The organism is Pseudomonas sp. MWU16-30317 (genome assembly GCF_020515695.1).
In the GTDB taxonomy this organism is placed as follows: domain Bacteria; phylum Pseudomonadota; class Gammaproteobacteria; order Pseudomonadales; family Pseudomonadaceae; genus Aquipseudomonas.
In genome coordinates this window covers 77,756-104,246 of record NZ_JAIWJA010000002.1, presented here as the reverse complement: position 1 = coordinate 104,246, position 26,491 = coordinate 77,756, and the positions used below count along the sequence as shown (strand labels likewise).

The 26,491-nt window shown below is 61.2% G+C and carries 23 protein-coding genes; 9 read left to right on the top strand and 14 right to left on the bottom strand.

Translation table 11 applies throughout. From position 1 onward, the window contains the following. Nucleotides 1–209: 209 nt before the first annotated feature. A complete protein-coding gene (cysZ, locus tag LIX93_RS05215; protein WP_226502954.1) occupies nucleotides 210–938 on the top strand; it encodes a sulfate transporter CysZ in 729 nt (242 codons plus the stop codon). Between the two features lie 151 nt (nucleotides 939–1,089). Here the strand turns inward: cysZ and LIX93_RS05210 are convergent, their stop codons facing one another. Next, nucleotides 1,090–1,572 carry a glutathione peroxidase gene (locus tag LIX93_RS05210; RefSeq protein ID WP_226502953.1) on the bottom strand — a complete coding sequence of 161 codons (483 nt, stop codon included), beginning with the start codon at nucleotides 1,570–1,572 and terminating at the stop codon, nucleotides 1,090–1,092. 165 nt (nucleotides 1,573–1,737) lie between these two features. Continuing rightward, complete coding sequence (locus tag LIX93_RS05205; RefSeq protein WP_226502952.1) at nucleotides 1,738–2,223, bottom strand: peptidylprolyl isomerase; 486 nt, start codon at nucleotides 2,221–2,223, stop codon at nucleotides 1,738–1,740. A gap of 187 nt (nucleotides 2,224–2,410) precedes the next feature. On the opposite strand from LIX93_RS05205, the gene pta reads away from it, so the two are divergent. Both pta and LIX93_RS05195 read left to right on the top strand, forming a co-directional pair. Next, on the top strand, nucleotides 2,411–4,507 hold the full coding sequence (gene pta, locus LIX93_RS05200; RefSeq protein ID WP_226502951.1) for a phosphate acetyltransferase: 2,097 nt from the start codon (nucleotides 2,411–2,413) through the stop codon (nucleotides 4,505–4,507). 6 nt (nucleotides 4,508–4,513) lie between these two features. Beyond that, nucleotides 4,514–5,407 (top strand): acyltransferase, encoded by an 894-nt coding sequence (locus tag LIX93_RS05195; protein WP_226502950.1) that lies wholly within the window; start codon nucleotides 4,514–4,516, stop codon nucleotides 5,405–5,407. 95 nt (nucleotides 5,408–5,502) lie between these two features. On the opposite strand, the gene groL is transcribed toward LIX93_RS05195, so the two are convergent. The 5 genes from groL to LIX93_RS05170 form a co-directional block, all read right to left on the bottom strand. After that, nucleotides 5,503–7,149, bottom strand: coding sequence for a chaperonin GroEL (groL, locus tag LIX93_RS05190; RefSeq protein ID WP_226502949.1), 1,647 nt, complete (start codon nucleotides 7,147–7,149; stop codon nucleotides 5,503–5,505). A 52-nt stretch (nucleotides 7,150–7,201) separates the two neighbouring features. Then, nucleotides 7,202–7,495 carry a co-chaperone GroES gene (locus LIX93_RS05185; protein ID WP_226502948.1) on the bottom strand — a complete coding sequence of 98 codons (294 nt, stop codon included), beginning with the start codon at nucleotides 7,493–7,495 and terminating at the stop codon, nucleotides 7,202–7,204. A gap of 254 nt (nucleotides 7,496–7,749) precedes the next feature. Then, the gene (locus tag LIX93_RS05180; RefSeq protein WP_226502947.1) at nucleotides 7,750–8,241 is read right to left on the bottom strand and encodes an FxsA family protein; all 492 of its coding nucleotides are present in this window, start codon (nucleotides 8,239–8,241) and stop codon (nucleotides 7,750–7,752) included. A gap of 63 nt (nucleotides 8,242–8,304) precedes the next feature. Further along, complete coding sequence (locus tag LIX93_RS05175; protein ID WP_226502946.1) at nucleotides 8,305–9,036, bottom strand: DUF2470 domain-containing protein; 732 nt, start codon at nucleotides 9,034–9,036, stop codon at nucleotides 8,305–8,307. Between the two features lie 126 nt (nucleotides 9,037–9,162). Next, complete coding sequence (locus LIX93_RS05170) at nucleotides 9,163–10,182, bottom strand: DUF481 domain-containing protein (protein ID WP_226502945.1); 1,020 nt, start codon at nucleotides 10,180–10,182, stop codon at nucleotides 9,163–9,165. An 82-nt stretch (nucleotides 10,183–10,264) separates the two neighbouring features. Between LIX93_RS05170 and LIX93_RS05165 the strand changes: the two genes are divergently transcribed. After that, nucleotides 10,265–10,621 carry an MGMT family protein gene (locus LIX93_RS05165; RefSeq protein ID WP_226502944.1) on the top strand — a complete coding sequence of 119 codons (357 nt, stop codon included), beginning with the start codon at nucleotides 10,265–10,267 and terminating at the stop codon, nucleotides 10,619–10,621. Between the two features lie 55 nt (nucleotides 10,622–10,676). After that, nucleotides 10,677–12,212, top strand: a complete 1,536-nt coding sequence (locus LIX93_RS05160) for an AmpG family muropeptide MFS transporter (RefSeq protein WP_226502943.1) — start codon at nucleotides 10,677–10,679, stop codon at nucleotides 12,210–12,212. A gap of 112 nt (nucleotides 12,213–12,324) precedes the next feature. Here the strand turns inward: LIX93_RS05160 and LIX93_RS05155 are convergent, their stop codons facing one another. Next, entirely contained in the window at nucleotides 12,325–13,170 is an 846-nt protein-coding gene (locus LIX93_RS05155; protein ID WP_226502942.1) for a mechanosensitive ion channel family protein, read from the bottom strand. A gap of 124 nt (nucleotides 13,171–13,294) precedes the next feature. After that, a complete protein-coding gene (locus LIX93_RS05150) occupies nucleotides 13,295–13,774 on the bottom strand; it encodes a YajQ family cyclic di-GMP-binding protein (protein ID WP_226502941.1) in 480 nt (159 codons plus the stop codon). 222 nt (nucleotides 13,775–13,996) lie between these two features. Here LIX93_RS05150 and LIX93_RS05145 point away from each other — a divergent pair, with 222 nt between their 5' ends. From LIX93_RS05145 to LIX93_RS05135, 3 genes are all read left to right on the top strand, one after another. After that, nucleotides 13,997–14,914: a putative 2-dehydropantoate 2-reductase gene (locus tag LIX93_RS05145; RefSeq protein ID WP_226502940.1), complete on the top strand. Its 918-nt coding sequence runs from the start codon at nucleotides 13,997–13,999 to the stop codon at nucleotides 14,912–14,914. 138 nt (nucleotides 14,915–15,052) lie between these two features. Continuing rightward, nucleotides 15,053–17,080: an ATP-binding protein gene (locus LIX93_RS05140; protein WP_226502939.1), complete on the top strand. Its 2,028-nt coding sequence runs from the start codon at nucleotides 15,053–15,055 to the stop codon at nucleotides 17,078–17,080. A 2-nt stretch (nucleotides 17,081–17,082) separates the two neighbouring features. Beyond that, the gene (locus LIX93_RS05135) at nucleotides 17,083–17,646 is read left to right on the top strand and encodes a cob(I)yrinic acid a,c-diamide adenosyltransferase (RefSeq protein WP_226502938.1); all 564 of its coding nucleotides are present in this window, start codon (nucleotides 17,083–17,085) and stop codon (nucleotides 17,644–17,646) included. A 108-nt stretch (nucleotides 17,647–17,754) separates the two neighbouring features. On the opposite strand, the gene LIX93_RS05130 is transcribed toward LIX93_RS05135, so the two are convergent. The 3 genes from LIX93_RS05130 to secA all read right to left on the bottom strand — a co-directional run bounded on the left by LIX93_RS05130 (nucleotide 17,755) and on the right by secA (nucleotide 22,843). Next, nucleotides 17,755–18,696 carry a Nudix family hydrolase gene (locus LIX93_RS05130; protein ID WP_226502937.1) on the bottom strand — a complete coding sequence of 314 codons (942 nt, stop codon included), beginning with the start codon at nucleotides 18,694–18,696 and terminating at the stop codon, nucleotides 17,755–17,757. A 68-nt stretch (nucleotides 18,697–18,764) separates the two neighbouring features. Beyond that, nucleotides 18,765–19,982 (bottom strand): bifunctional glutamate N-acetyltransferase/amino-acid acetyltransferase ArgJ, encoded by a 1,218-nt coding sequence (argJ, locus tag LIX93_RS05125; protein ID WP_226502936.1) that lies wholly within the window; start codon nucleotides 19,980–19,982, stop codon nucleotides 18,765–18,767. Nucleotides 19,983–20,098: 116 nt separating this feature from the next. Beyond that, nucleotides 20,099–22,843: a preprotein translocase subunit SecA gene (secA, locus tag LIX93_RS05120; protein WP_226502935.1), complete on the bottom strand. Its 2,745-nt coding sequence runs from the start codon at nucleotides 22,841–22,843 to the stop codon at nucleotides 20,099–20,101. Nucleotides 22,844–23,104: 261 nt separating this feature from the next. On the opposite strand from secA, the gene LIX93_RS05115 reads away from it, so the two are divergent. Beyond that, nucleotides 23,105–23,560, top strand: a complete 456-nt coding sequence (locus LIX93_RS05115) for a DciA family protein (RefSeq protein WP_226502934.1) — start codon at nucleotides 23,105–23,107, stop codon at nucleotides 23,558–23,560. A 659-nt stretch (nucleotides 23,561–24,219) separates the two neighbouring features. Here the strand turns inward: LIX93_RS05115 and lpxC are convergent. Together lpxC and ftsZ are read right to left on the bottom strand one after the other, a co-directional pair. Beyond that, nucleotides 24,220–25,131, bottom strand: a complete 912-nt coding sequence (gene lpxC, locus LIX93_RS05110) for a UDP-3-O-acyl-N-acetylglucosamine deacetylase (protein ID WP_226502933.1) — start codon at nucleotides 25,129–25,131, stop codon at nucleotides 24,220–24,222. 112 nt (nucleotides 25,132–25,243) lie between these two features. Next, nucleotides 25,244–26,434, bottom strand: a complete 1,191-nt coding sequence (gene ftsZ / locus LIX93_RS05105) for a cell division protein FtsZ (RefSeq protein ID WP_226502932.1) — start codon at nucleotides 26,432–26,434, stop codon at nucleotides 25,244–25,246. Nucleotides 26,435–26,491: the final 57 nt, after the last annotated feature.

The window sequence follows — 26,491 nt, the reverse complement described above, 5'->3', positions numbered from 1 at the left end:
TTTTACAATTCGACCCATAGCGATGGGCTATCCATCCTTGGTAGCTTATCGCTTGCGTTCCCGCTTATGGGAGCGGGCTCTGCCCGTGGAGCCGGTCGTCGCGCAACGGCTCGCACAGACGAAGTGCATCGGCGCCAGTGCCAAAGCCTTCGCGGGCAGAGCCCGCTACCACAGACGCCCGATTCCTGTGCATCATCAATGGAGCTCTAATGCCTCTACCCGTATTGTCCGGTCCCGATTACCTGCGCGAGGGCCTGAAACTGGTCCTGAGCCCGGGCCTGCGAATGTTCGTGCTGATGCCACTGCTGATCAACCTGATCCTGTTCGTCGGCCTGATCTACTTCGCCGGGCACGAATTCCGCCTGTGGGTCGACGCGTTGATGCCCAGCCTGCCCCATTGGCTCGACTTTCTCAGCTACATCCTCTGGCCCCTGTTTGTGGTGCTGGTGGCCTTTATGGTGTTCTTTACCTTCACCATGCTCGCCAACGTCATCGCCGCGCCATTCAACGGCTTCCTGGCGGAAAAGGTCGAGGTGGTGGTGACCGGCAAGGATGAATTCCCGGCGTTCAGCATGGGCGAACTGATTGAAATGGTCCCGCGCACCTTCTCCCGCGAAATGCGCAAGCTCGGTTATTACCTGCCGCGCGCCGCGGCCCTGCTGGTGCTGTCGTTCATTCCGGTGGTCAACATCATCGCCGCGCCACTGTGGTTGCTGTTCGGGGTCTGGATGATGGCGATCCAGTACATCGACTACCCGGCGGACAACCACAAGATGAGCTGGCAGGACATGCTCGCCTGGCTTAGGCAAAAGCGCTGGAAGTGTTTGAGTTTTGGCGGGATCGTATATCTGGTGCTGCTGATACCGCTGGTCAATGTGTTGATGATGCCAGCGGCGGTGGCGGGGGCGACATTGTTCTGGGTACGGGAGCGGGGGTAAGGCTTCACGTCATGTATTGACGGTACCGACGCGTTCGCGGGCAAGCCTCGCGCTCACAGGTGTAAGACACCGGAACTGCTTGCACTGTGGGAACAAAGCTTGCTCGCGAAGTGGCCCGGTTGGCCAGGACAGAGTCAGCAGCCCGCGACATTCAAGCCAGCGCTTTTTCGATCGCAGCAATGATAGCCGGATCATCCGGCGTGGCCCGCGGCGAAAAGCGCGCCAGCACGCGGCCATCCTTGCCGACCAGAAACTTTTCGAAGTTCCAGGTGATATCCCCGGGAAACTCCGCGCCCTCTCCTGCCAGCAGGCGATACAGGGAATGACGATGCGGGCCGTTGACCTCCACCTTGCTGCCCAGGGGAAAGGTCACACCATAGTTGAGCGTGCAGAATTCCTGAATCTCGGCTTCGGTGCCTGGCTCCTGGCCGGCAAACTGATTGCAAGGCAAGCCCAGAATGCTGAAGCCTTGATCGTGGTACTTCTGGTAGAGGCTCTCCAGCCCTGCGTACTGGGGCGTGAGCCCGCACTTGGAGGCCACGTTCACCACCAATACCACTTTGCCCTTCAGCGGCGCCAGCGGCAGCTCCTTGCCGTCCAGCGCCTTGAGCTTGAGTTCATGAAATGCACTCATGGAGTAATCCCCTGTTCGAATCCCGTCACGGCCCGCGAGCCTGTCCTTTCGAACAACACTAACAGACTGAAAAGGCGCCCGTCCAAGCCCTTCGCTCACCGTATCAAAGGTGGCGCGGAACTCGAACGGGCGCCTTCGCGGCTACCCTTGAGCTTAGCAGCTCAATCAGTGGTGATGACCGCCTTCGCCGTGCACGTGGCCGTGAGCGACTTCTTCCTGACTGGCATCACGCACGTCGACGACCTTGACCTGAAAATTCAGACGCTGGCCGGCCAACGGGTGGTTGCCATCGACCGTCACGTCGTCGCCGTCCAGATCGCGGATGGTGACGATCTGCATCTTGCCATCGGGGGCCGAAGCGTGGAACTGCATGCCGACTTCCAGCTCGTCGACACCCTCGAACATGCTGCGGCTCAGGGTGCTGACCAGTTCGGCCGAGTACTCGCCGTAGGCGTCCTCAGGCTCGACAGCAACGGTGAGTTCGTCACCAACGTCTTTGCCGACGAGGGCTTTTTCCAGACCTGGAATGATATTACCTGCGCCATGCAGGTAAACCAGCGGCGCGCCGCCGGCGGAGCTGTCGATGACCTCACCAGCGTCGTTGGTGAGGGTATAGTCGATAGAGACAGCCTTGTTAGCGGCAATCGGCATGGGCGAGACCTTTACGAAAGAATGTAGAACGATCAAGTGTAACCAAGCATCCGCCCGAAAGCGAACTGAACACTGACAGACGGGGCCACTCGAAAACCTCGTCCATTGTCGATACCCTTGGCGACGGATCCCGCGATCGGCGACCCATACGCCGACGCCTGTGCAGTGCTGACCCCGAGATGATCGCATGCAAACATTTTTTCTCGCGCCGACCGATTTTGGCGTAGGCCTGACTTCCATCAGTCTCGGACTGGTCCGCAGCCTGGAGCGTGCCGGTCACAAAGTAGGCTTTTTCAAGCCCATCGCCCAGCCCCATCCGGGCGATACCGGCCCCGAGCGCTCCACCGAACTCATCGCCCGCACCCATGGCCTGCGCCCGCCCAAACCGCTGGGCCTGGCCCATGTCGAACGCATGCTGGGCGACGGCCAGCTGGATGAACTGCTCGAAGAAATCATCACGCTGTATCAGGAAGCGGCCATCGGCAAGGACGTGCTGATCGTCGAAGGCATGGTCCCCACCCGCAGCGCCAGCTACGCCGCTCGGGTCAACCAGCATCTGGCCAAAAGCCTCGACGCCGATGTGATTCTGGTGGCCGCCCCGGATGGCGACGTGCTGGCCGAGTTGTCCGGCCGAGTGGAGCTGCAGGCGCAGCTGTTCGGTGGCCCGCGGGACCCCAAGGTGCTCGGCGTGATCCTCAACAAGGTGCGTACCGACGAATCCCTGGAGGTGTTCACCACGCGCCTCAAGGAGCATTCCGCCTTGCTGCGCAGCGGCGAGTTCCGCGTGCTCGGCGCCATCCCCTTCCAGGCCGACCTCAATGCCCCGCGCACCCGCGACGTCGCCGAACTGCTGGGCGCCCAGGTGATCAACGCGGGCGATTTCGAAGTGCGGCGCATGGCCAAGATCATCATCTGCGCGCGCACCGTGCTCAACACCGTGCCGCTGCTCAAGCCCGGCGTATTGGTAGTGACCCCCGGCGATCGCGACGACATCCTCCTGGCCGCCAGCCTGGCCTGGCTCAACGGCGTGCCGCTGGCGGGTATTCTGCTGACCAGCGATTCGCTGCCCGACCCGCGCATCATGGAGCTGTGCCGAGGCGCCCTGCAGAGCGGCCTGCCGGTGCTGTCGGTGAGCACGGGGTCGTACGATACGGCGACGCAGCTCAATCAGCTGAACAAGGAAATCCCCATCGATGACCGCGAACGTGCGGAGATCATCACCGATTTCGTCGCCAGCCACCTCGACTCCAATTGGCTGCATCAACGCTCCGGTACGCCGCGAGAAATGCGCCTGTCGCCGGCGGTGTTCCGTTATCAGTTGATCCAGCGCGCGCAGCAGGCCAACAAGCGCATCGTCCTGCCCGAAGGCGCCGAGCCCATGACCGTGCAAGCCGCTGCCATCTGCCAGGCGCGCGGCATCGCCCGTTGCGTGCTGCTGGCCAAGCCTCAGGACGTGCACGCCGTGGCTCGCGCCCAAGGCATCGAATTGCCTGAAGGGCTGGAGATCCTCGACCCGGACCTGATCCGCGAGCGCTACGTCGAGCCGATGGTCGAACTTCGCAAAAGCAAGAACCTCAACGCCCCCATGGCCGAGCAGCAACTCGAGGATCCGGTGGTGATCGGCACCATGATGCTGGCCCTCGATGAAGTCGACGGCCTGGTGTCGGGGCTGATCCACTCCACCGCCAACACCATTCGCCCGGCCCTGCAGCTGATCAAGACCGCGCCGGGCTGCACCTTGGTGTCCTCGGTGTTTTTCATGATGTTCCCCGAAGAAGTACTGGTGTACGGCGACTGCGTGATGAACCCGCACCCCACGGCCAGCGAACTGGCCGAGATCGCCCTGCAAAGCGCCGACTCGGCCCAGGCGTTCGGGATCCCTGCGCGAGTGGCGATGATTAGCTACTCAAGCGGTCACTCGGCCAGCGGCGAAGAGGTCGAGAAGGTCCGCGAGGCGACGCTGCTGGCCAAGGAGGCTCAGCGCGAACTGCTGATCGACGGCCCGCTGCAATACGACGCCGCTGCCAACGAGCATGTCGCCCATCAACTGGCGCCCGACAGCCCGGTCGCCGGCCGCGCTACGGTATTCGTGTTCCCGGACCTGAATACCGGCAACACCACCCACAAGGCGGTACAACGAAGCGCCGACTGCGTCAGTCTCGGGCCGATGCTGCAAGGCCTGCGCAAACCGGTCAACGACCTGCCACGGGGCGCGCAAGTGGACGACATCGTCTACACCATCGCCCTGACTGCCATTCAGGCCAACCGAATTCTGGAGCTATAGGCATCCATGCTGGCATTTCTCCCCGGCCCAGTGCGCGGCACCCTCGCCGCGCTGATTCTGGCGTTCAATACCATTCTTTGCTGCACCCCGCTGTTCGTCGTGGCGTTGGTCAAGGCCTGCATACGCGTTGCACCGGTGCAACGTGCTTGCGACCGCCTGCTGCGCTTCATCCACGAAAGCTGGATCAACAACAACCGCATCTGGGTCGACCCGGTGCAGTGGCATGTCAGCGGCTTGCAAGGGCTGGACTACAGCCACTCCTATCTGGTCACCAGCAACCACCAGAGCTGGGTCGACATCATGGTCCTGCAGTACCAGCTCAACCGGCGGGTGCAGCCTTTGAAGTTCTTTCTCAAGCAGGAGCTGATCTGGGTGCCAATCATCGGTGTGGCGATGTGGGCATTGGGGTTCCCGTTCATGAAGCGCTACACCAAGGCGTATCTTGAAAAGCATCCGGAGAAAAAGGGCAAGGACTTGCAGACCACCCGGCGCACCTGCGCCAAGTTTCGCCATCAGGCCACGGGCATCTTCAATTTCGTCGAAGGCACACGCTTCACCGAAGCCAAGCATGCCCAGCAGCAGTCGCCGTTTCGCTACTTGCTCAAGCCAAAGGCCGGGGGTATCGCCTTTGTGCTGGATGCCATGGGCGAGCAGTTGCAATCGCTGGTCGACGTGACCATTCATTACCCGCAAGGGCGGCCGGGGTTCTGGGACATGTTGTGCGGGAATGTGCCGGAGATCGTCGCGCAGTTCGAAGAAGTGGCGATTCCGGCCGAGTTCATCGGCAAGAGTTACGATCAGGATATGGACTATCGCCAAGCGTTTCAGCAGTGGATCAATGCGTTGTGGGTGGCCAAGGATGAGCGGCTGGGGCAGCTGCATCGGCAGTATCCGGGTTGATCCGGGATCGCTGCTGACATAACTGCACAAATCCCAGGCATAAAAAAATCCCGCTACGAGAGCGGGATTTTTTATTCAGCAGGATGAAGCAGCGATTACATCATGCCGCCCATGCCACCCATGCCGCCCATGTCTGGCATGCCGCCGCCAGCAGAGCCTTCAGCCTTCGGCTTGTCAGCGATGGCCGCTTCGGTGGTCAGGATCAGACCGCCGATGGAAGCAGCTGCTTGCAGTGCCGAACGAGTCACCTTGGTAGGGTCCAGGATGCCCATTTCGATCATGTCGCCGTAGACGCCAGTCGCAGCGTTGTAACCGTAGTTACCTTTGCCGTTCTTGACTTCGTTGACCACAACGCTTGGCTCGTCGCCGGAGTTGGCAGCGATCTGGCGCAGCGGCGCTTCAACGGCGCGACGCAGTACAGCGATACCGACGTTCTGGTCAGCGTTTTCGCCGGTCAGATTGGTCAGCGCTTCCAGAGCACGGATCAGGGCAACGCCACCGCCAGGTACCACGCCTTCTTCGACGGCTGCACGGGTTGCGTGCAGGGCGTCTTCAACGCGGGCTTTCTTCTCTTTCATTTCAACTTCGGAACCAGCACCAACCTTGATCACTGCAACGCCGCCAGACAGCTTGGCCAGACGTTCTTGCAGTTTTTCACGGTCGTAGTCCGACGAGGTTTCGCCAACCTGGGTACGGATCTGGGTGATACGTGCCTGGATGTCCTGATCAACCCCAGCACCGTCAACGATGATGGTGTTTTCTTTGGAGATGGTCACGCGCTTGGCGCTACCCAGGTTTTCCAGGGTGGCGCTTTCCAGGCTCAGGCCGATCTCTTCGGAGATGACGGTACCGCCGGTCAGTACAGCGATGTCCTGCAGCATGGCCTTGCGACGGTCGCCGAAGCCAGGAGCCTTGACGGCTGCAACTTTGACGATGCCACGCATGTTGTTCACGACCAGAGTCGCCAGGGCTTCGCCTTCAACGTCTTCGGAAACGATCAGCAGCGGACGACCGGCTTTGGCAACGGCTTCCAGCACTGGCAGCATTTCGCGGATGTTGGAGATCTTTTTGTCGACCAGCAGGATCAGCGGGCTGTCCAGCTCGGCAACCATGGTTTCCGGCTTGTTGACGAAATACGGGGACAGGTAGCCACGGTCGAACTGCATGCCTTCCACGACCGACAGTTCGTTTTCCAGGCCAGTGCCTTCTTCAACGGTGATCACGCCTTCTTTACCGACTTTTTCCATGGCTTCGGCAATGATGTCGCCGATGGAGCTGTCGGAGTTGGCCGAGATGGTGCCGACCTGAGCGATAGCCTTGGTGTCAGCGCATGGCTTGGACAGGTTTTTCAGCTCGGCAACAATGGCGACGGTCGCCTTGTCGATGCCGCGCTTGAGGTCCATCGGGTTCATGCCGGCAGCGACTGCCTTGTAGCCTTCGTTGACGATAGCCTGAGCCAGTACGGTAGCGGTGGTGGTGCCGTCGCCTGCGTCATCGTTGGCACGGGAGGCAACGTCTTTGACCAGCTGCGCGCCCATGTTTTCGAAACGATCTTCGAGTTCGATTTCTTTGGCGACGGAAACGCCGTCCTTGGTGATGGTCGGAGCGCCGAAGCTCTTCTCGATGATCACGTTACGGCCTTTAGGGCCCAGGGTCGCTTTTACTGCGTCAGCCAGGACGTTGACACCGGTGAGCATCTTTTTGCGGGCGGAGTCGCCGAATTTAACTTCTTTAGCAGCCATGATCGATAATCCTTAAATACTTTGTAGTAACGGGAAAATGGGCGGGGCGGTATCAGTCTTCCAGTACAGCGAGAATCTCGTTCTCAGCCATTACCAGCAGATCTTCGCCGTCGATTTTCACAGTGTTGCTGCCGGAGTAAGGGCCGAACACAACCTTGTCACCCACCTTCACGGCCAGCGCGCGGACTTCGCCGTTTTCCAGCGACTTGCCAGGACCAGCAGCGAGAATCACACCGTGGTTGGCTTTTTCAGCAGCCGAACCTGGCAGAACGATACCGCCAGCGGTTTTCTTTTCTTCTTCACTACGACGGATGACTACGCGGTCATGCAGAGGACGAAGCTTCATTGTCGATCTCTCCTAATTATGGTTTTCATCAGCCAGTGCTCTCACCGGCGGGTTGGTTCAGTCCGGCGTTGCCGGTCGCGGCTCGACGGGCGAGACGCGGAATTTGTCCAGCATGGATGCTGGAAACCTTTCGGTGACCCATACATAAGGTCGCGCTAAACGATTACAAGGGCTGCGGCACAATTTTTTTCGTTTTCAGAGGTCTGCAATGCAAAACGGCCCCCGTAGGAGCCGTTGGAAAATCATGGACGGGGTCAGTGATCGCGACGCTCGAAATCGCCCTCGATCACCTCGCCTTCGATGACTTCCGGCGGGCGACGCGATGGCGTGGCCGAGCCGGCAGCAGGACCCCGGGGTTGCAGGTCATCGGCGAACGCGCGCTGGCGCATCGACTGGGCCTGAGCGCGCGCACGGATCTTGCGCGCCAGGATGTTGCGGGTGAAAGGCATCAGGCAGATGACACCCAGCACATCGCTGATGAAGCCCGGCAACAGCAACAGTCCACCGCCAATGGCGAACATCAGGCCATCGAACACCTGGTCGGCGGGCATCTCGCCACGCTGCAACGCTTCACGGGTGCGCAGCACCGTGGCCAGGCCGGCCAGACGCATGACCATCACACCCAGGGCCGAACCGATGATGATCATCAGCAAGGCCGGAAAGAAGCCGATCGCGGTGCTGACTTTGAAGAACGTATACAGCTCAAGCACCGGGAACAGCAGAAACAACACTAAAAAGGCACGCATCAAGGTTTCCTCTACGCAAGAACGCTTGCAGTAGACCGTAGATGGCGTCGATAAATCGTGAATTCAAGCGTCAGCGGTCTCGCGACCCGGCCAGTGCGTTGCTTGAGCCAGTAAAACCAGGGCCTCACGGACTTGTATCGGCGTATTACAAGGTGCTGCGAAGGGCAACCACCAGAGCGCCTGGCCGATGCGCAAGTGCATCCCTTCGCTGTCGATGCCTGCCAGCACCGCTGGCTCGCCGTCGGGCAACCCGGCCAATGCCACGTAGTGGGCAATGGCCTTGGCATGGTCGGCATTCATATGCGCAACCATGCTGGTCTCGACCTTGCCAACGAAAGGATTGGCCAGGGTGACGTCGTCGAGCCAGTGAATGGCGCCGAAGCCGCCGATATAGCGATAGCGCACCGGGGTCAGCACCCAGAAATCGAAATCGTGGGCCTGGTGGTAGTTTTGCGAGTCGGGGAAGAATTGGTAGTAGCGGTTCGCCGCTGACTCGATGGCCGCCGGGTCAAGCAGCTTGCTCGCCTCGGCCAACACGGTAAGACGACCTACCGCCTGCACGTCTTCGGCGCCACGCTCGCTGACCAGCAGCGAGCATTTTGGGTCCAGCGCAAGATTATGGGTGTGCTGGGCGATCCGGCTGATGAGGATCAGCGGGTAGCCATCGGCATCCAGGCAATAAGGCACCACTGAGCCGAAAGGAAATCCGGGCATGGCTTTGGAGTGGGTCGACAGCACCCCGCGATAATCCTTGAGCAGCAGTTCGCGGGCTTGCTTGATGGCTTTGGCGCTCATCGCAACGGCTCCTCCTAAATAATGTAGAGAGGGGGCTTGCCCCCGATTCAGTGTGTCAACCACGGAGATGTTGACGGGTCTACTGGATCGGGGGCAAGCCCCCTCTTTACATAGGTAAGCCTGTGCTTACCAGGTCACACCCAGGCCTGCGGTGTAACGGGTGGTGTTGAGGTCGCTGTTGGTAGTACCGGACACCTGGTCCTTCTCGGCCTTGAGGTTGAGCGAGGCCCATTCGGTCAGCTTGTAGCGCAGGCCGATATCGGCATCCAGGCTGTAGGTCGCAGTATTATCCAAAGGCCGGCCCAGCTCGCCAGTCGTGAAGAACTGCACCGTCTTGCCAATGAGGTAGCGGCTGTAGTCCCATTTCAACGCCGTTGAATAGAAGTTGACCTGGTTGCCATCGCTGTAGCGGTAATCCGTACGGTTGAGCAAGCCGGTCAGCGAGAACGCGCCTAGCTCGTCATCCCAGAACTGGTAGCCAGGACCGGTACCGACGGTGCGCTGGCGTTCGAGATCCTCGACGTGATCGCTCTTGTAGTCAACGCGCCCTTGCCAGAACCACTTGTCGGTAATGAAACGGTCGAGGGCATACTCGGCGCTCCAGTTATCGGTGGTGGTGATGCCGTCCTGGGATTCGCGGTTGTACTCGCCCGTGGCGTTATGGCGCCATTTGCCATGGCGGGCCTGGGTCTTGAAGGCGATGTTGTAGTCATCGGTATCGGTATCGGCGCGCTTGAAGTCCAGGGCCAGATCGACGTTGCCGGTAAAGGTCAGGTCCTGGATGATCGGCTTGGGCTTCATGATCTGCTGGATGCTGGCAATGGGGACCGTTTTCGGCGCCTCGCCATTTTCCAGGGTGACCTTGCCGTCGTCCGACGCCTTGATCGACTTGGCCTTCTCGCCAGTGTAGGCGTCCTGCTTGACCAGCAGTTCCTGATCGCTCTGCAAGGTCTTGACCTGCTTCATGTCGATCGGGATGGAGCCGCCGTACGGGGTATCGAGCATCAGCTTGCCGCCGTCGAACACCTTGATCGTCCCGGTCAGACGGTCACCATTCTTCATCCAGACGGTGTCAGCCATGGCGGCGGAAGATGCAGAAAAGGCAGCAACGCAGAGAAGGGTTCTTTTCAACGTAGGTGTCAACATAGGCGGTATCGGGGCTCTTGGCTCACGAACTGTAGGTGTGACAATTCGTTTCAGTGATGGCAGAACAAGGACAGACTTGCGAATGACCGATGAGTTCCCTGATTTTTCAGGACCATTTCCGATTGATGGCGCGGACCGTCGACGCGAGGCGCTCTACATCGCGCTGGCGGCGGTGCCAGCCGGCCATGTCGTGAGCTACGGACAGCTCGCCGAGTTGGCAGGCCTCGGCCGCGCTGCGCGCTGGGTTGGCAGGACACTGAGCCAACTGCCAGAAGGCAGCGCCCTGCCCTGGCACCGCGTGGTAGCTGCTGGCGGTCGCCTGAGCCTGCCGCTCGGCAGCCCGAGCGGCGACGAACAACGGGCGCGATTACGCAGCGAGGGTGTTCAGATAATGAATAATCGTGTGGATATTGCTCGGCATGGCTGGCGCCCGATGTAGCAGTGCGGTTAGAGTGCGCGCTTTGTTTTCGCACTTTTGAGGCAGATTTCAGCCCATGCCCCGCAAAACCTGGCGCGCCGCGCTCGCCGCTTATGCCAGCCCGTCCACCCTTGTGCTGTTGCTGCTTGGCTTTGCCGCCGGCATGCCCTACATGCTGGTGTTCTCTACCCTGTCCGTCTGGCTTCGGGAAGCCGGTGTGGCCCGTGAAACCATCGGCTACGCCAGCCTGATCGGTCTCGCCTATGCGTTCAAATGGGTATGGTCGCCGCTGCTCGATCAATGGCGTCTGCCCCTGCTCTATCGCCTGGGCCGCCGTCGGTCGTGGCTGGTATTGGCGCAGACGCTGGTGATTCTGGGCCTGGTCGGCATGAGCTTCTGCGACCCGCAAAAACATCTGTCCTGGTTGATCGCCATTGCGGTGGTCGTCGCGTTTGCGTCCGCCACCCAGGACATCGCCATCGACGCCTATCGCCTGGAAATCGCCGAAGACAGCCAGCAAGCCGCCCTGGCCGCGAGTTACATGGCGGGCTACCGCGTCGCCGCACTGTTGGCCACCGCAGGCGCTTTGTTCTTCGCCGAGGGCTTCGGCTCCACCGGCTATGCGTACCTGCACAAGGCGTGGGCCGGCACTTACCTGCTGTTCGGGCTGTTGATGGTGCCAGCGCTGCTGACCACGCTGCTGATGCGCGAGCCGGCGGTCACCTTGCGCACGCAACTGTCGGCGGGCCGCTATAGCTTCAGCCACCAGGTGGCCTCGGTGCTGGTGCTGATCATCTTGCTGGTGTCGGTGCCCGCCATGTTCACCCAGCTGTACAACACCGACTTCGCCAGCGTGGTGCTGGGCACCGAAAGCGTGGCCGGGCTGTTCATGGATGACCGCGCCTTCCTGCGGGCCATCCTCTACATCACCCTCACCGCGCTGTGCCTCTCCGCCGTCGGCCGCCGCGGCCTGGCGCCGGTGCTGACACCGGTCAACGACTTCATCCTGCGCTACCGCTGGCAGGCCTTTCTGTTGTTGGGGCTGATTGCCACGTATCGGATGTCGGACACAGTGATGGGCGTGATGGCCAACGTGTTCTATATCGACCAAGGCTTCACCAAAGACCAGATCGCCAGCGTCAGCAAGCTGTTCGGCCTGATCATGACCCTGGTCGGTGCCGGCGTCGGTGGCCTGTTGATCGTGCGCTTCGGCATCCTGCCGATCTTGTTCATCGGCGGCGCGGCCTCGGCGGGCACCAACCTGCTGTTCCTGATGCTGGCCGACATGGGCCCCAATCTGCGCATGCTGATTGTCACCATCTCGCTCGACAATTTCAGCTCGGGGCTGGCGACATCGGCCTTCGTGGCTTATCTGTCGAGCCTGACCAACCTCAAGTTTTCCGCCACCCAGTACGCCCTGCTGAGCTCGATCATGCTGTTGCTGCCACGCTTGATCGGCGGTTATTCGGGGGTGATGGTCGAGAAGTACGGGTATCACCAGTTCTTTTTGATCACTGCGATCATGGGCGTGCCGACGCTGGTGCTGATCGCCATCCACTGGTTTCAGGAAGCGCGGCGCGAGCCGATCGAGAGCGAGGCGCCTGAGGCTTAGGCTCAGGCTTAGGCGGCGCCCTTGATGGCCAGCCCAGCCCGCACAATGCCGGGTCAATAAAAAGCCCCGAAACGCTCAGCGCTTCGGGGCTTTTTCGTTGCGGCGTGGGGGCTTATTTCCCCGGAGCCGCCTCTTGCATGACCCGAACCACCCGTTGCGGGAACGGGATCTCGATGCCTTCGGCCCGCAAACGGTCGCGGATTTCGCCGTTGAGCATGTTGGTCACGCCGCCCATGTCGCCGGTATTGACCCACATGCGCAGCGAAACGGTGATCGAGCTGTCACCCAGCGCGGCCACCACCGCTTCTGGCGCCGGGGATTCCAGCACGCGCGAGTCCTTGGCCAGATCGAGGAGGATCTCCCGAGCCTTCTGCAGGTCGGCGTCGTAGTCGATGCCGATGTCATAGGTGATCTTGCGCGTCGGCTGACGGTTGGTATTGGTGATGATGCCGTTGGACAGGTTGCCGTTGGGCATGATCACCGTCTTGTTGTCGCCGGTACGCACCACGGTGTGGAAGATCTGGATGCTGTCGACGGTGCCGGCAACGCCTTGCGCCTCGATCCAGTCACCGATACGGAACGGGCGGAACAGCAAGATCAGCACCCCACCGGCGAAGTTCGCCAGGCTGCCCTGCAATGCCAGGCCGATGGCCAGACCGGCAGCACCGATAGCGGCGACGAAGGAGGTGGTCTCGACCCCGATCATCGAGGCCACGCTGACGATCAGCAGAATTTTCAGAATGATGTTGGCCAGGCTGCCGATAAAGCCCTGCAGTGCCAGATCGATGTGGCGCAAGGCCAGAAGTTTTTGCAGATTGCTGGTCACCCGGTTGATCAACCACCAGCCGACACACAGGGTTACCAGCGCCAGGATCAGCTTGCTGCCGTATTGCATGACCATCGGAATCCAGGCCTGCGACGCCTGGACCAGATGGTTGACTTGAGCGTTCAAATCCATGGAGCTTTCCTCTTTTCAATTCGCGCTTTTCGTTTGAAACAACAATGGCAACCGCAGTTGCCATTGCATGGGGCGTGGGACGCCGCCGGGCGCGAGAGGTTCAACGCCCTGGACCTTGCCCGACTCAGTCGCGGAAGTTGTTGAACTGCAGCGGCATGTCGAACTCCTTGGCGCGCAGGGCCGCGATGGCTTCCTGCAGATCATCGCGCTTCTTGCCGGTCACCCGTACCTGCTCGCCCTGAATGGCGGCCTGGACTTTCAACTTGGCGTCCTTGATATGGGCAACGATCTTCTTCGCCAATTCTTTATCGACACCTTCGCGCAGCGTCGCTTCCTGCTTCATTTCCTTGCCCGACGCATAGGCGTCTTTGATTTCGAGGCACTTGATATCCAGCTTGCGCTTGATGAGCGACAGCTTGAGGATCTCGATCATCGCCTCGAGCTGAAAGTCGGCCTCGGCGGTCAGGGTCACGGTCAATTCCTTGAACGCGAAACTGCCTTTGCCTTTGAGGTCGTAGCGGCGGTCGAGCTCCTTGATGGCGTTGTCGACCGCGTTGGTCACTTCGTGTTTGTCCAACTCGGACACGACGTCGAACGAGGGCATGCTGATTTCTCCAGATAGGTGAGCGTGGCACCCGACATTGGCCGGCCACGCTTGACTTGACGACTTGCAACAGAGCGTCATTATAACGAGCGGCATTATAACGATTGCCAGGGCCGCGAGCCGATTCTCGACAGAGTCGTTGGAATGCATCGCGGGCGCGGGCGTTCCCCTGATCTGCGGATTTTATCCTTATTGTGCGAGCCTTTTCATGCTGAACCCTTCATGAACACCACCTGGCATGTACTGGGCGCCGGCAGCCTGGGCAGCCTCTGGGCCTGCCGCCTGGCGCGTAGCGGGCAGGCGGTGCGCTTGATTCTGCGCAACGAAGGGCGCCTGCAGGCTTACCAAGCGGCCGGCGGCCTGACGCTGATCGAACAGGGCGTTCCCCACACCTTTGCGATAGACGCCGAAGGCCCTGAAGCACAGACCCCGATCAAACGTCTGCTGGTGGCCTGCAAGGCCTACGACGCCGCCCTTGCGGTGGCCGCACTCAAGCATCGACTGAACGCCGACAGCGAGGTGATCCTGTTGCAGAACGGCCTCGGCAGCCAGGACGAGGTCGCCGCCCAACTCGGCCACGCGCGCTGCATCCTGGCCTCCAGTACCGAAGGCGCCTTTCGCCACGCAGACTGGCAGGTGGTGTTCGCCGGCCACGGTTTCACCTGGCTTGGCGACCCGCTGCGCCCGCAGCCGCCAGATTGGCTTGGCGCGTTGTCGGCGAGCGGCATCGCCCACGAGTGGACCGCCGATATCACCACCCGCCCGTGGCGCAAGCTGGCCCTCAACTGCGCGATCAACCCCCTGACGGTGCTGTACGACTGTCGCAATGGCGGGCTGCAAAGCCATCACTGCGAAGTGGCGAGCCTGTGCGCCGAGCTGGCGCACTTGCTCGAACACTGCGGCCAACCGGCAGCCGCTCAGGATTTGCACAGCGAGGTCGAGCGGGTGATTCACGCCACGGCGGCGAATTTCTCGTCGATGCATCAGGATGTGAGCCAGCGGCGCCGGACCGAGATCCACTACCTGCTGGGGCATGCCTGTGCGACGGCCCAGCGCCATGGTCTTGTACTGGCACACCTGCAACAACTGCAGGTGCGGTTGGTCCAACATTTGAACGCCCTTGGCCTGCCCACCGAATGACCTTCCTCTGTGGGAGCGGGCTCTGCCCGCGAAGCGGTTGAAGCCGAAAGCATCGCCGCCGGACGCGCAAGCCCACAGGGATTTGCACAGGGCTTGAGTTAGACTGTGTAGCCACCTCGCCTTCTATCAGGACCTTTGATGCCACTGCGCCAGCGCCTTGAAAACCTGCCCGTCGGCCAGAAACTCCTGGCCGCCCTCCTGGCACTGCTGATTACCGTGTTGCTGGTCGCCAACCTGACGTTCATCAGCGCTGCGTACTGGATCTCCCAGGAAAGCATGGCGCCCCAAGCCTTGCAGACCATCGGCCGACTGGTTTCCAACCCCGACCTGGCACGCCAGGCGCTGGAGTCCAAGGACCGCGCCAACGACCTGCTGCAGGAACTCGACAGCTACACGCCCTTGCGCGCGGCGGCGCTGTACGACGGCGACGGCAACCTGATGGGCCAGCTTCAGCACGGTCACCACCTCGATCTGCCAGCGCATTTTCGCCACATGCAGGACTGGCGCCTGAGCGAGTTCCGCAGCAACCAGCTGATCGAGCTGCCACGGGCTGGCAAAGCATCCGGCCACCTGCTGCTGGTGGCCACCAGTGAATTGCCGATGGCGTTCTACACCGGCACCCTCACCGCCAGCCTCGGCATTCTGGTCTTCAGCGTGCTGCTGTGGATGATCATCGCGCGGCAGATCAAGCGGCTGATCACGCAACCCATCTATCAACTCGAAGAACTCTCGCGCCAGGTCACTCGCGAAGAAAACTACGCCCTGCGCGCACGCCCCGGCAATCATGACGAGATCGGCAACCTGGCAGAAGCCTTCAATACCATGCTGTCGCGCATCGAGGCCCGCGAGCAGCAGCTCAAGCGCGCCCGTGACGACTCCGATGCCGCCTACTCCCAGGCCCAGGGCCTGGCCGAGGAAACCCGCCACACCAATCGCAAGCTCGAACTCGAAGTGCAGGTGCGCAGCAAGATCGAGAAAAAACTCACCGGCTTCCAGAACTACCTCAACAGCATCATCGACTCCATGCCCTCGGCGCTCATCGCCCTCGACGAACAGCTGTACGTGACGCAGTGGAATCAGGAGGCCAGCGCGCTCTCGGGCACGCCGCTGGATGAAGCCCTGAATCAGCCGATCTTCCTCGCGTTCGAGCCGCTCAAGCCGTTCTTGCCGCAGCTCAAGACCACCGTCGAGCAACACGTGGTCGCCAAGATCGACCGCGTCACCTGGACCCGCGACGACACCGCCAAGCACTACGCCCTGACCTTCTACCCACTGGTCGGCGGCGCGGGACGTGGCGTGGTGATCCGCATCGATGACATCACCCAGCGCCTGTCACTGGAAGAAATGATGGTGCAGTCGGAAAAAATGCTCTCGGTCGGCGGCCTCGCAGCGGGCATGGCCCACGAGATCAACAATCCTCTGGGAGCGATCCTGCACAACGTGCAGAACATTCGCCGGCGCCTGTCGGCGGACTTGCCGAAGAACCTCGAATACGCCGAGCAGGCGGGCATCGATCTGGAGACCGTCAACCGCTACCTGATCAGCCGCGAGGTCCCGCAACTGCTCGACGGCATCGCCCAGGCCGGCGGCCGAGCGGCGAAGATCGTCACCCACATGCTTAGCTTCAGCCGCCGCAGCACCCGCCAGATGGCGCCGTGCGACCTGCCGGCACTCATCGACCAGGCCGTGGACATCGCCGGCAACGACTTCGACCTGACCATCGGCTTCGATTTCAAGGGCCAGAACATCGTGCGTCAGTTCGACGCCCGCCTGGGGCCGGTACCCGGCACCGCCAACGAACTCGAACAGGTACTTCTCAACCTCTTGAAAAACGCCGCCCAGGCGATCCACCAGCGCGAACCCGGCGGCGAGCCAGGGCGTATCACCCTGCGCACGCGGCTGAACCCGCCCTGGGCGGAAATTCAGGTCGAGGACAATGGCGTCGGCATGACGGAAAACGTGCGCAAACGCACCTTCGAACCGTTCTTCACCACCAAGGAAATCGGCCAAGGCACGGGCCTCGGGCTGTCGGTCTCGTATTTCATCATCACCAACAACCACAAGGGCCAGATGGAGGTGCAGTCGACACAAGGCGTCGGCACCTGCTTCACCTTGCGCCTGCCGCTGGAGAACACTCCCCCGGCCATTCAACAAACGGAGCTTTGATCATGGGCTTTCGCCTGTCGAAAATTTACACCCGCACTGGCGACACGGGCGAAACCGGTTTGGGCGACGGACGTCGCGTGCCCAAGGACCACCCCCGCGTCGAGGCGATTGGCGAAGTCGACACCCTCAACAGCCAACTCGGCCTGCTGCTCGCCGGGCTGGCACAGGAGTCGGAGTTGCACGAAGTACTCGCCGTGCTCGCCCCCTGCCAACACCGCTTGTTCGACCTCGGCGGCGAACTGGCGATGCCGACCTATCAGGCGCTGAATCAGCTGGAAGTCGAGCGCCTGGAACAGGCAATCGATCTATGGAACGAGGAGTTGGGGCCCTTGGAGAATTTCATTCTGCCGGGCGGCTCGACGCTCATTGCCCAGGCCCACGTCTGCCGGAGCCTGGCCCGCACCGCAGAGCGTCGTTGCCAGCAACTGAACGCCATAGAACCCTTGGAAGGCGTCGCCTTGGCCTACATCAATCGCCTATCGGATCTGCTGTTCGTTGCCGCGAGGATCATCGCCCGGCGCCAAGGCGTAAAGGAAATCCTCTGGCAGGCCGCGGCGAAACCTTGAGGTCGGCTGTGTGTTTGCCGGCCTCTTCGCGAGCAAGCTTTGCTCCCACGGGTGTACATTTGTAGGAGCAAGGCTTGCCCGCGAAAGGGCCGGCATAGACGCCGCGAATCAATCAGTCCAGAAGGCGCGGATGCCGGCGACACCTTGAGCACCCAGCTCATGCGCTCTGGAAGCGTCCGAAGGCCCAACCCCACCCAACAAAAACACCGGCTGATTGAAGCCAACGATCAACTCCCCGACCCGCTCCCACCCCAAAGGCTGCGCCTCAGGATGGGTCTGGGTCGGCTGCACCGGCGACAACGTGATGAAATCCACATCCATCTGCCGCGCCAGCGCGATCTCCTCGGCATCATGGCAAGACGCCGCCAGCCACCGCTCCTTCGGAAACGGCCGGCCCTTGCTCGCATACTTGCGCAGCTGCGCTGAGGTCAGGTGCCAGCCAGCCGAAGGGAAATCCCCCAGCCATTCCAACGGCCCCTTCAGCATCAACTGCGCCTTGCCCGCACACAAACCGGCAGCGTCCACCGCCAGATCGCGGTACTGCGGATCGTAGCCATTTGGCGCCCTCAGTTGCACCAGCCTGATGCCGCCAGCGATAGCCTTTTGCAAACCGCGCAGCAGCACCGGCGTGTCCAGCTCGCCCGGGGTGATCAGATACTGGCTAGGCAAGCTGGCCGCCGCGACGATCGGCCGATTGGCCTCAGGGAAGTCGTATTGCAGCAGCTCCCTGGACGTCACCCAGACCAGCGGCTGGCCCTCGGCGCCATGGGGCTCGCCGGTGAAGGCCGACACCTCCCAGACGTCGAGCAAGACGTGTTTGTCGACATAATCATGGCTGACCTTGATCAGCGGCCGGGCTTGCGTGACCTGGATACCCAACTCCTCGGCCAGCTCGCGCTTGAGGGCGTGCTGAACATCTTCGCCGTCCTCGACCTTGCCACCGGGAAATTCCCATAGGCCGCCTTGATGCTGGGTCTCGGCCCGTCGAGCGATCAGAATCTTGCCGTCGGCACCGCGTATCACGGCGGCGGCTACGTGGATGCGTTTCACAAGTGCCTCCTGGGACCAACCCTCTGTGGGAGCCGGCTTGCGCGCTCCCACAGAGGGAGGTGCAAATATTAAGTGCGGTATTCGGCGTTGATCTTCACGTACTCGTGGGACAGGTCAGTGGTCCAGATGGTTTCGCTGCAGTCGCCACGGCCCAGTTCGATACGGATAGTGATCTCTTCACGCGCCATCACCGCCGAGCCCTGCTCTTCGGTGTAGGTCACCGCGCGTGCGCCTCGGCTGGCGATATTGACCTCGCCCAGGTAGACGTCGATCAGGCTGACATCCAGGTCCGGCACGCCAGCACGCCCGACTGCCGCCAGAATCCGGCCCCAGTTAGGGTCGGACGCGAACAGCGCGGTCTTGATCAGCGGCGAGTGAGCCACGGTATAACCGACGTCCAGGCACTCCTGATGATTGCCACCGCCGTTGACCTCGACCGTCACGAACTTGGTTGCCCCTTCACCGTCACGGACGATGGCCTGGGCCACTTCCATGCACACCTCGAACACCGCCTGCTTTAGCTTGGTAAACAGTTCGCCGCTGGCCGCCGTGATTTCCGGCAGCGCCGCCTGACCGGTCGCGATCAGCATGCAGCAGTCGTTGGTGGACGTATCGCCGTCGATGGTAATGCGGTTGAACGACTTGTTGGCACCGTCGCGCATCAGGTCTTGCAGCACTGCCGGCGCCACCTTGGCGTCGGTGGCGATGTAGCCCAGCATGGTTGCCATGTTCGGCCGAATCATCCCCGCGCCCTTGCTGATACCGGTCACGGTGACGGTCACGCCATCGTGCTGAAACTGCCGGCTGGCGCCTTTAGGCAAGGTGTCGGTGGTCATGATGCCAGTGGCAGCCGCCGCCCAGTTATCCACAGACAGGTCGTCCAGCGCAGCTTGCAGTGCGCCTTCGATCTTCTCGACCGGCAGCGGCTCGCCGATCACACCGGTCGAGAACGGCAGCACGGCGCTGGCGTCGACACCGGTCAGCTCGGCCAGTTTGGCAGTGGTGCGCTCGGCGGCCAGCAGGCCCGGCTTGCCGGTACCGGCGTTGGCGTTGCCAGTATTGGTCAGCAGATAACGCACAGGGCCGCCGACGCGCTGCTTGGACAGGATCACAGGCGCGGCGCAGAACGCGTTGAGGGTGAACACGCCGGCGACGCTGGAGCCTTCGGCGCAGCGCATGACCACGACATCCTTGCGCCCTGGGCGCTTGATGCCAGCACTGGAGATGCCGAGTTCAAAACCGGGAACCGGGTGCAGCGTAGGCAAAGGACCAAGACCGACAGCCATGTAAGCGCTCCTTGAATGGAATCTGCGTCGCGGCATCGGGCCGCGGCGGCAATGATGGAAAAACGCCGCGAACGGCAAGCCGTTCGCGGCGCGATACAACAGGTTACAGGCAGCTGTCAGTCAATCTTGCCGTGACAGTGCTTGAATTTCTTGCCCGAACCACACCAGCACAGCTCGTTGCGGCCGAGCTTCTGGTCGTTGCGCACCGGCTCGGAAACTGCCAGGGCAACGTCCACCGGTTCTTCCAGTGCCAGCGTTTCAGGCTGATCCAGGCCAGGCGCTTCGGCGTGCTGGAACTGCATCCGAGAGGCCAGGTTTTCGGCCTCTTGACGCAGGCGGGCTTCTTCCTCGATCGGGTCTTCGCGACGCACCTGAACGTGCGACAACACGCGGATGGTGTCGCGCTTGATCGAGTCCAGCAGTTCCTGGAACAGGGTGAACGACTCGCGCTTGTATTCCTGCTTCGGGTTCTTCTGAGCGTAGCCGCGCAAGTGGATACCGTGACGCAGGTGGTCCATGGTCGACAGGTGGTCTTTCCACAGGTCGTCAAGGACGCGCAGCAGGATCTGCTTCTCGAAGGTGCGCAGCGCGTCAGCACTGGCCTGCTCTTCTTTCTCGTTGTAGGCCAGCAGCAGCTCGGCCAAGAGTTTTTCGCGCAGGGTTTCTTCATACAGCTGGGCGTCGTCGTCGAGCCACTGCTGAACCGGCAGCTTGACGCCGAAGTCGGTGAACAACGCCGCCTCGAGACCGGCCACGTCCCACTGCTCAGGCAGCGACTGCGGCGGAATGTGGGTGGCGATGGTGTTGTTCAGCACTTCCTGGCGGAAGTCAGCAATGGTTTCGCCGATGTTGACCATAGCCAGCAAGCTGTTGCGCATGTGATAGATCACTTTGCGCTGCTCGTTGGCGACGTCGTCGAACTCCAGCAGTTGCTTGCGGATATCGAAGTTGCGGCCTTCGACCTTGCGCTGCGCCTTTTCGATGGCGTTGGTGACCATGCGGTGTTCGATGGCCTCACCGGACTGCATGCCCAGTGCCTTCATGAAGTTCTTCACGCGGTCGGAGGCGAAGATACGCATCAGGCTGTCTTCGAGCGACAGGTAGAAGCGGCTCGAACCGGTGTCGCCCTGACGACCGGCACGACCCCGCAGCTGGTTGTCGATACGGCGCGACTCGTGACGCTCGGAGGCGATCACGTGCAGGCCACCGGACTCGAGAACCTGCTGGTGACGCTTCTGCCAGTCGGCCTTGATCTGGGCGATCTGCTCGGGGGTCGGATTTTCGAGCGAGGCCACTTCGACCTCCCAGTTGCCGCCCAGCAGGATGTCGGTACCGCGACCGGCCATGTTGGTGGCGATGGTCAGCGCGCCCGGACGGCCCGCCTGGGCGATGATCTCGGCTTCCTTCTCGTGGAACTTGGCGTTGAGCACCTTGTGCTCGATGCCTTCCTTGTCGAGCAAGGCGGACATGTGCTCGGAGGTTTCGATGGTGGCCGTACCGACCAGCACCGGACGCCCCAGGGCCATGCTTTCCTTGATGTCGGTGACGATGGCCGCGTATTTCTCGTCCGCGGTCAGGTACACCAAGTCGTTGAAATCCTTGCGCGCCAACGGACGGTTGGGCGGGATGACCATGACATTGAGGGAATAGATCTGGTGGAACTCGAACGCTTCGGTGTCAGCCGTACCGGTCATGCCGGACAGCTTGTTGTAGAGGCGGAAGTAGTTCTGGAAGGTGGTCGACGCCAGGGTCTGGCTTTCGGCCTGGATGTTGAGATTCTCTTTGGCCTCGATGGCCTGGTGCAGGCCTTCGGACAGGCGACGGCCCGGCATGGTACGGCCGGTGTGCTCGTCGACCAGCAGGATCTGGCCGTCCTGGACGATATACTCGACGTTGCGATTGAACAGCTTGTGAGCGCGCAGACCGGCATACACGTGGGTCAAGAGGCCCAGGTTGTGCGCCGAGTAGAGGCTCTCGCCTTCGGCCAGCAAGCCGACCTGGGTGAGCATCTCCTCGATGAACTGGTGACCGGCTTCGTTGAGCTCGACCTGACGGCTCTTCTCGTCGACGGTGAAGTGCCCTTCTTTGGTGACTTCGCCTTCGACTTCTTCGATGTGCTGTTCCAGACGCGGGATCAAGCGGTTGATCTCGGTGTACAGGCGCGAGCTGTCTTCGGCCTGGCCGGAGATGATCAGCGGCGTACGGGCTTCGTCGATAAGGATGGAGTCGACTTCGTCGATCACGGCAAAGTTGAGCTCGCGCTGGAATTTCTCTTCCAGGCTGAACGCCATGTTGTCGCGCAGGTAGTCGAAACCGAATTCGTTGTTGGTGCCGTAGGTGATGTCCGAAGCGTAGGCGATGCGTTTTTCGTCAGGCGGCGCGAACGGCGTGACGACGCCCACGGTGAGGCCGAGGAATTCGTACAGCGGACGCATCCAGTTGGCGTCGCGACGGGCCAGGTAGTCGTTGACCGTGACCACGTGCACGCCTTTGCCGGACAGTGCGTTGAGATATACCGCCAGGGTCGCGCAGAGGGTCTTGCCCTCACCGGTACGCATCTCGGCGATCATGCCTTCATGCAGCGTCATGCCGCCGATCAGCTGAACGTCGAAGTGGCGCATACCCATGATGCGCTTACCGGCCTCCCGGCACACGGCGAAGGCTTCAGGCAGCAGCTTGTCGAGAGTCTCACCTTTTGCCAGGCGGGCCTTGAACTCCTCGGTCTTGGCGCGCAATTGCTCGTCCGAGAGGGCCACCATTTGCTCTTCGAAGGCATTGACGACAGCAACCGTCTTGAGCATGCGTTTGACTTCACGCTCGTTCTTGCTTCCAAAAAGTTTCTTTAACAAAGGCGCAAACATATCGGCAGTTTCTTCCACACATAGGGATGGAGGGCGGCCCCGTGAGTCGCCCGAGCAGCCCTGATGGCCGCATGCGAACGAGCATTCTACCCGGAAACGATGGAGAGGAAAGTGGCTCGATGTCCACGATGCTGGCACAGCGCTGTGACGGGGCTTTTTTACAATAAGGGCTTTTGCGTCAACTTCAACCCATTGACGCATAAGTTATGTTGCCAGGGCATCTGTTACCATAGGTGCTCTGTAACCTCCGGTGTCCCCCCCATGGCCTTTCGCCCCCTCCCCGCCAAGGCTCCCGCCGCCTTGTTGCGCGAAGCCAAGCCGCTGAAGGCGCTGTTCAGCCAGGCCCAGCGTCTGGGTCATCTGCAACGATTGCTCGAGAGTCAGCTGCAACCTGCGGCGCGGGAATTCTGCCGCGTGGCGTCGTGGCGCGAAGGCACTTTGCTGCTGGTGGTCACCGACGGGCACTGGGCCACACGCCTGCGCTACCAGCAAAAACGCCTGCAGCGCGATCTCACGGCGCTGGAGGAATTCGCCAGCCTGACGCGCATCCTCTTCAAGGTGCAACCGCCCACGGTACAGAGCGCAGCGGCCGGGCATGCGATCGATCTGTCGGTACGCTCGGCCGAGAATATCCAGGCCACTGCCGAGGGGATTACCAATCCTGGGTTGCGTGCGGCGCTGGAGCGATTGGCCAGTCATGGCAAGCCTAAAACTTGATCGCTTGGGTGTCGGCCTGGGCTGGGTTTACGGCCGCTTGATGACCAGAGTGGGTTGGGGATCGGGGTGGTTCTGCTTTCGAGCCGGCCTTGGGGTTGCGGCTCCCGCCATTGGCCCTTCGCCTTGGCTCAGGGTGCCCGCGCTTCAACGCACTGGCGAGGGGCACGCCCCGATGGGCCTTCCGTGGCCCAACGGGGCTTAGCCGGCATCCATGCCGGCTATCCCCTCGCCAGTGCGTCGAAACGCGGCCTGCTGGAAGGGGGCCGCAACCCCAAGACCGCCTCGAAAGCAGAACAGTGACATCTGCGTCGTTTGTTCAGCTTTTCAAAGCTGCTCCATGCACCTCAAATCTCGGCTGGTGCTTTGCTGCGGGCCTGTGCGGATCGCCCCTCCAGCAGGCCGCGTGCAGGCGCCTGAAGAGAGGGAGATCCCGGCAGGATGCCGGGTCAGGCGCGTTGGGCCACGGATGGCCCATTGCGCCGTGCCCTCTCTTCAGGCGTCTGCACGCGGGTACCCTGAGCCTCGGCGAAGGGCCAATGAGCAGGGCGAGCCGCACAAGCCCGCAGCAAAGCACCACACCCCAACCCCAACCAGCGACCATAAAAAAAGCCACCCGAAGATGGCTTTTCAAACTGAGAGAGAAACGTTCGAAACTGTACTTACACGGCCGCGACAGGACGCATGTAAGAGATCGGTGCCGTGCTGGCATCTTCGAAAGTCACCACTTCCCAGGCATCTTTCTGTGCAATGAGCTTGCGCAGAAGCTGGTTGTTCAGTGCATGGCCCGACTTGAAGCCTTGGAACTCACCGATCAGGCTGTTGCCCAGCAGGTAGAGGTCACCAATGGCGTCGAGGATCTTGTGCTTGACGAACTCGTCCTCATACCGCAGGCCGTCTTCGTTGAGCACGCCGTCCTTGTCGACCACGATAGCGTTTTCGACGCTACCACCGAGTGCGAGGTTGTGCTTGCGCAGGTACTCGAGGTCACTCATGAAACCGAAAGTGCGCGCGCGGCTGACTTCTTTTACGAACGAAGTGCTGGAAAAATCCACGCTGGCAATCTGGGTACGGTCACGGAACACAGGGTGATCGAAATCGATCTCGAAACTCACCTTGAAGCCTTCGAAAGGGACGAAAGTGGCGCGCTTGTCGCCGTCTTCCACTGTCACTTCGCGCAGGATGCGGATGAATTTCTTGGCGGCGTCCTGCTCTTCCAGGCCGGCCGATTGAATCAGGAATACGAAGGGTCCAGCGCTACCATCCATGATCGGGACTTCGGACGCGGAGAGCTCGACGTAGGCGTTATCGATGCCCAGGCCAGCCATGGCCGAGAGCAGATGCTCCACCGTGTCTACCTTGGTATCGCCGTTGACCAGAGTGGTCGACATCGTTGTCTCGCCGACGTTTTCCGCGCGAGCGGGAATCTGGACGATCGGGTCCAGGTCGGCGCGAACGAAGACGATGCCGGTATCCACCGGTGCAGGCTTGAGGGTCAGGTATACCTTCTCCCCAGAGTGCAGGCCTACCCCAGTGGCACGGATAATATTCTTCAGGGTGCGTTGTTTAATCATGGCATTGGCCGCTTCAGCGCAAATTGCGAACTGGTATCAACAAAGGCTGGCGATAATAGCAGCTCCGACCTTTGCTGAACACCAATCACCCTAATACCCCTGATAAATTGCATTAATCGGCCTGGCGACGCAGGAAGGCCGGGATGTCCAGATAATCCAGATCATCTTGCGGATTCAGCTTCGCGGCCGCAGCGGCACCGGCCTGAGCCTGATTGCGCATGACGGTCGGACGATCCAGGTCACGGTAGTTCACCGATGGCAGTTCCTGACGAGCAGGCGCTGGAGCGGCGGACTGTGCGGACATGGTCTGCAAGGTGTTGTCGATGATCTTCACCGGCTTCTCGATTTTCGCGCCCAGGCCCGTCGCGACTACAGTCACGTGCAGCTCGTCGCGCATATCGGGATCGATCACGGTGCCGACCTTGACCATCGCGTGTTCGGAGGCGAACGCTTCGATGATGCTACCGACATCCGAGTACTCGCCCAGCGACAGGTCGGGACCTGCGGTGATGTTCACCAGGATACCGCGAGCACCTTGCAGGTTGACGTCCTCGAGCAGCGGGTTGCGAATCGCCGCTTCGGTGGCTTCACGTGCACGATTAGGACCGCTGGCGCAGCCAGTGCCCATCATCGCCATGCCCATCTCGCTCATCACGGTACGCACGTCGGCGAAGTCGACGTTGATCATGCCCGGACGCTTGATGATGTCCGAGATACCGCGAACGGCACCGGCCAGCACGTCGTCGGCCTTGGCGAAAGCCGACAGCAGGCTGGCGTCCTTGCCGAGGATGGTCAGCAGTTTCTCGTTCGGGATGGTGATCAGCGAATCGACGCTTTCCGACAGCATACGGATGCCTTCGTCGGCGATCTGCATGCGCTTGCGGCCTTCGAACGGGAACGGACGCGTGACCACCGCAACGGTCAGGATGCCCATTTCCTTCGCCACTTCGGCAATGATCGGGGCCGCACCGGTACCGGTACCGCCACCCATGCCGGTGGTGATGAAGACCATGTTGGTGCCCGCCAGCACTTCAGCGATGCGCTCGCGATCTTCGAGAGCGGCCTGACGACCGACTTCCGGGTTGGCGCCTGCGCCCAGGCCCTTGGTGACGCCGGTACCCAGTTGCAGAATGGTACGTGCACCAATGCTTTTCAGGGCTTGAGCATCGGTGTTGGCGCAGATGAACTCGACGCCTTCGATGTTGCTCTTGACCATGTGATTGACCGCGTTGCCGCCGCCACCACCAACGCCGATCACTTTAATGACCGGGCTTTGTGGGATGTTGTCTACGAGTTCGAACATGTTCCCTCTCCTTCAGTTCTCTAGTTTTTTCGCCTACTGCCCATTACCGCTTTTGAA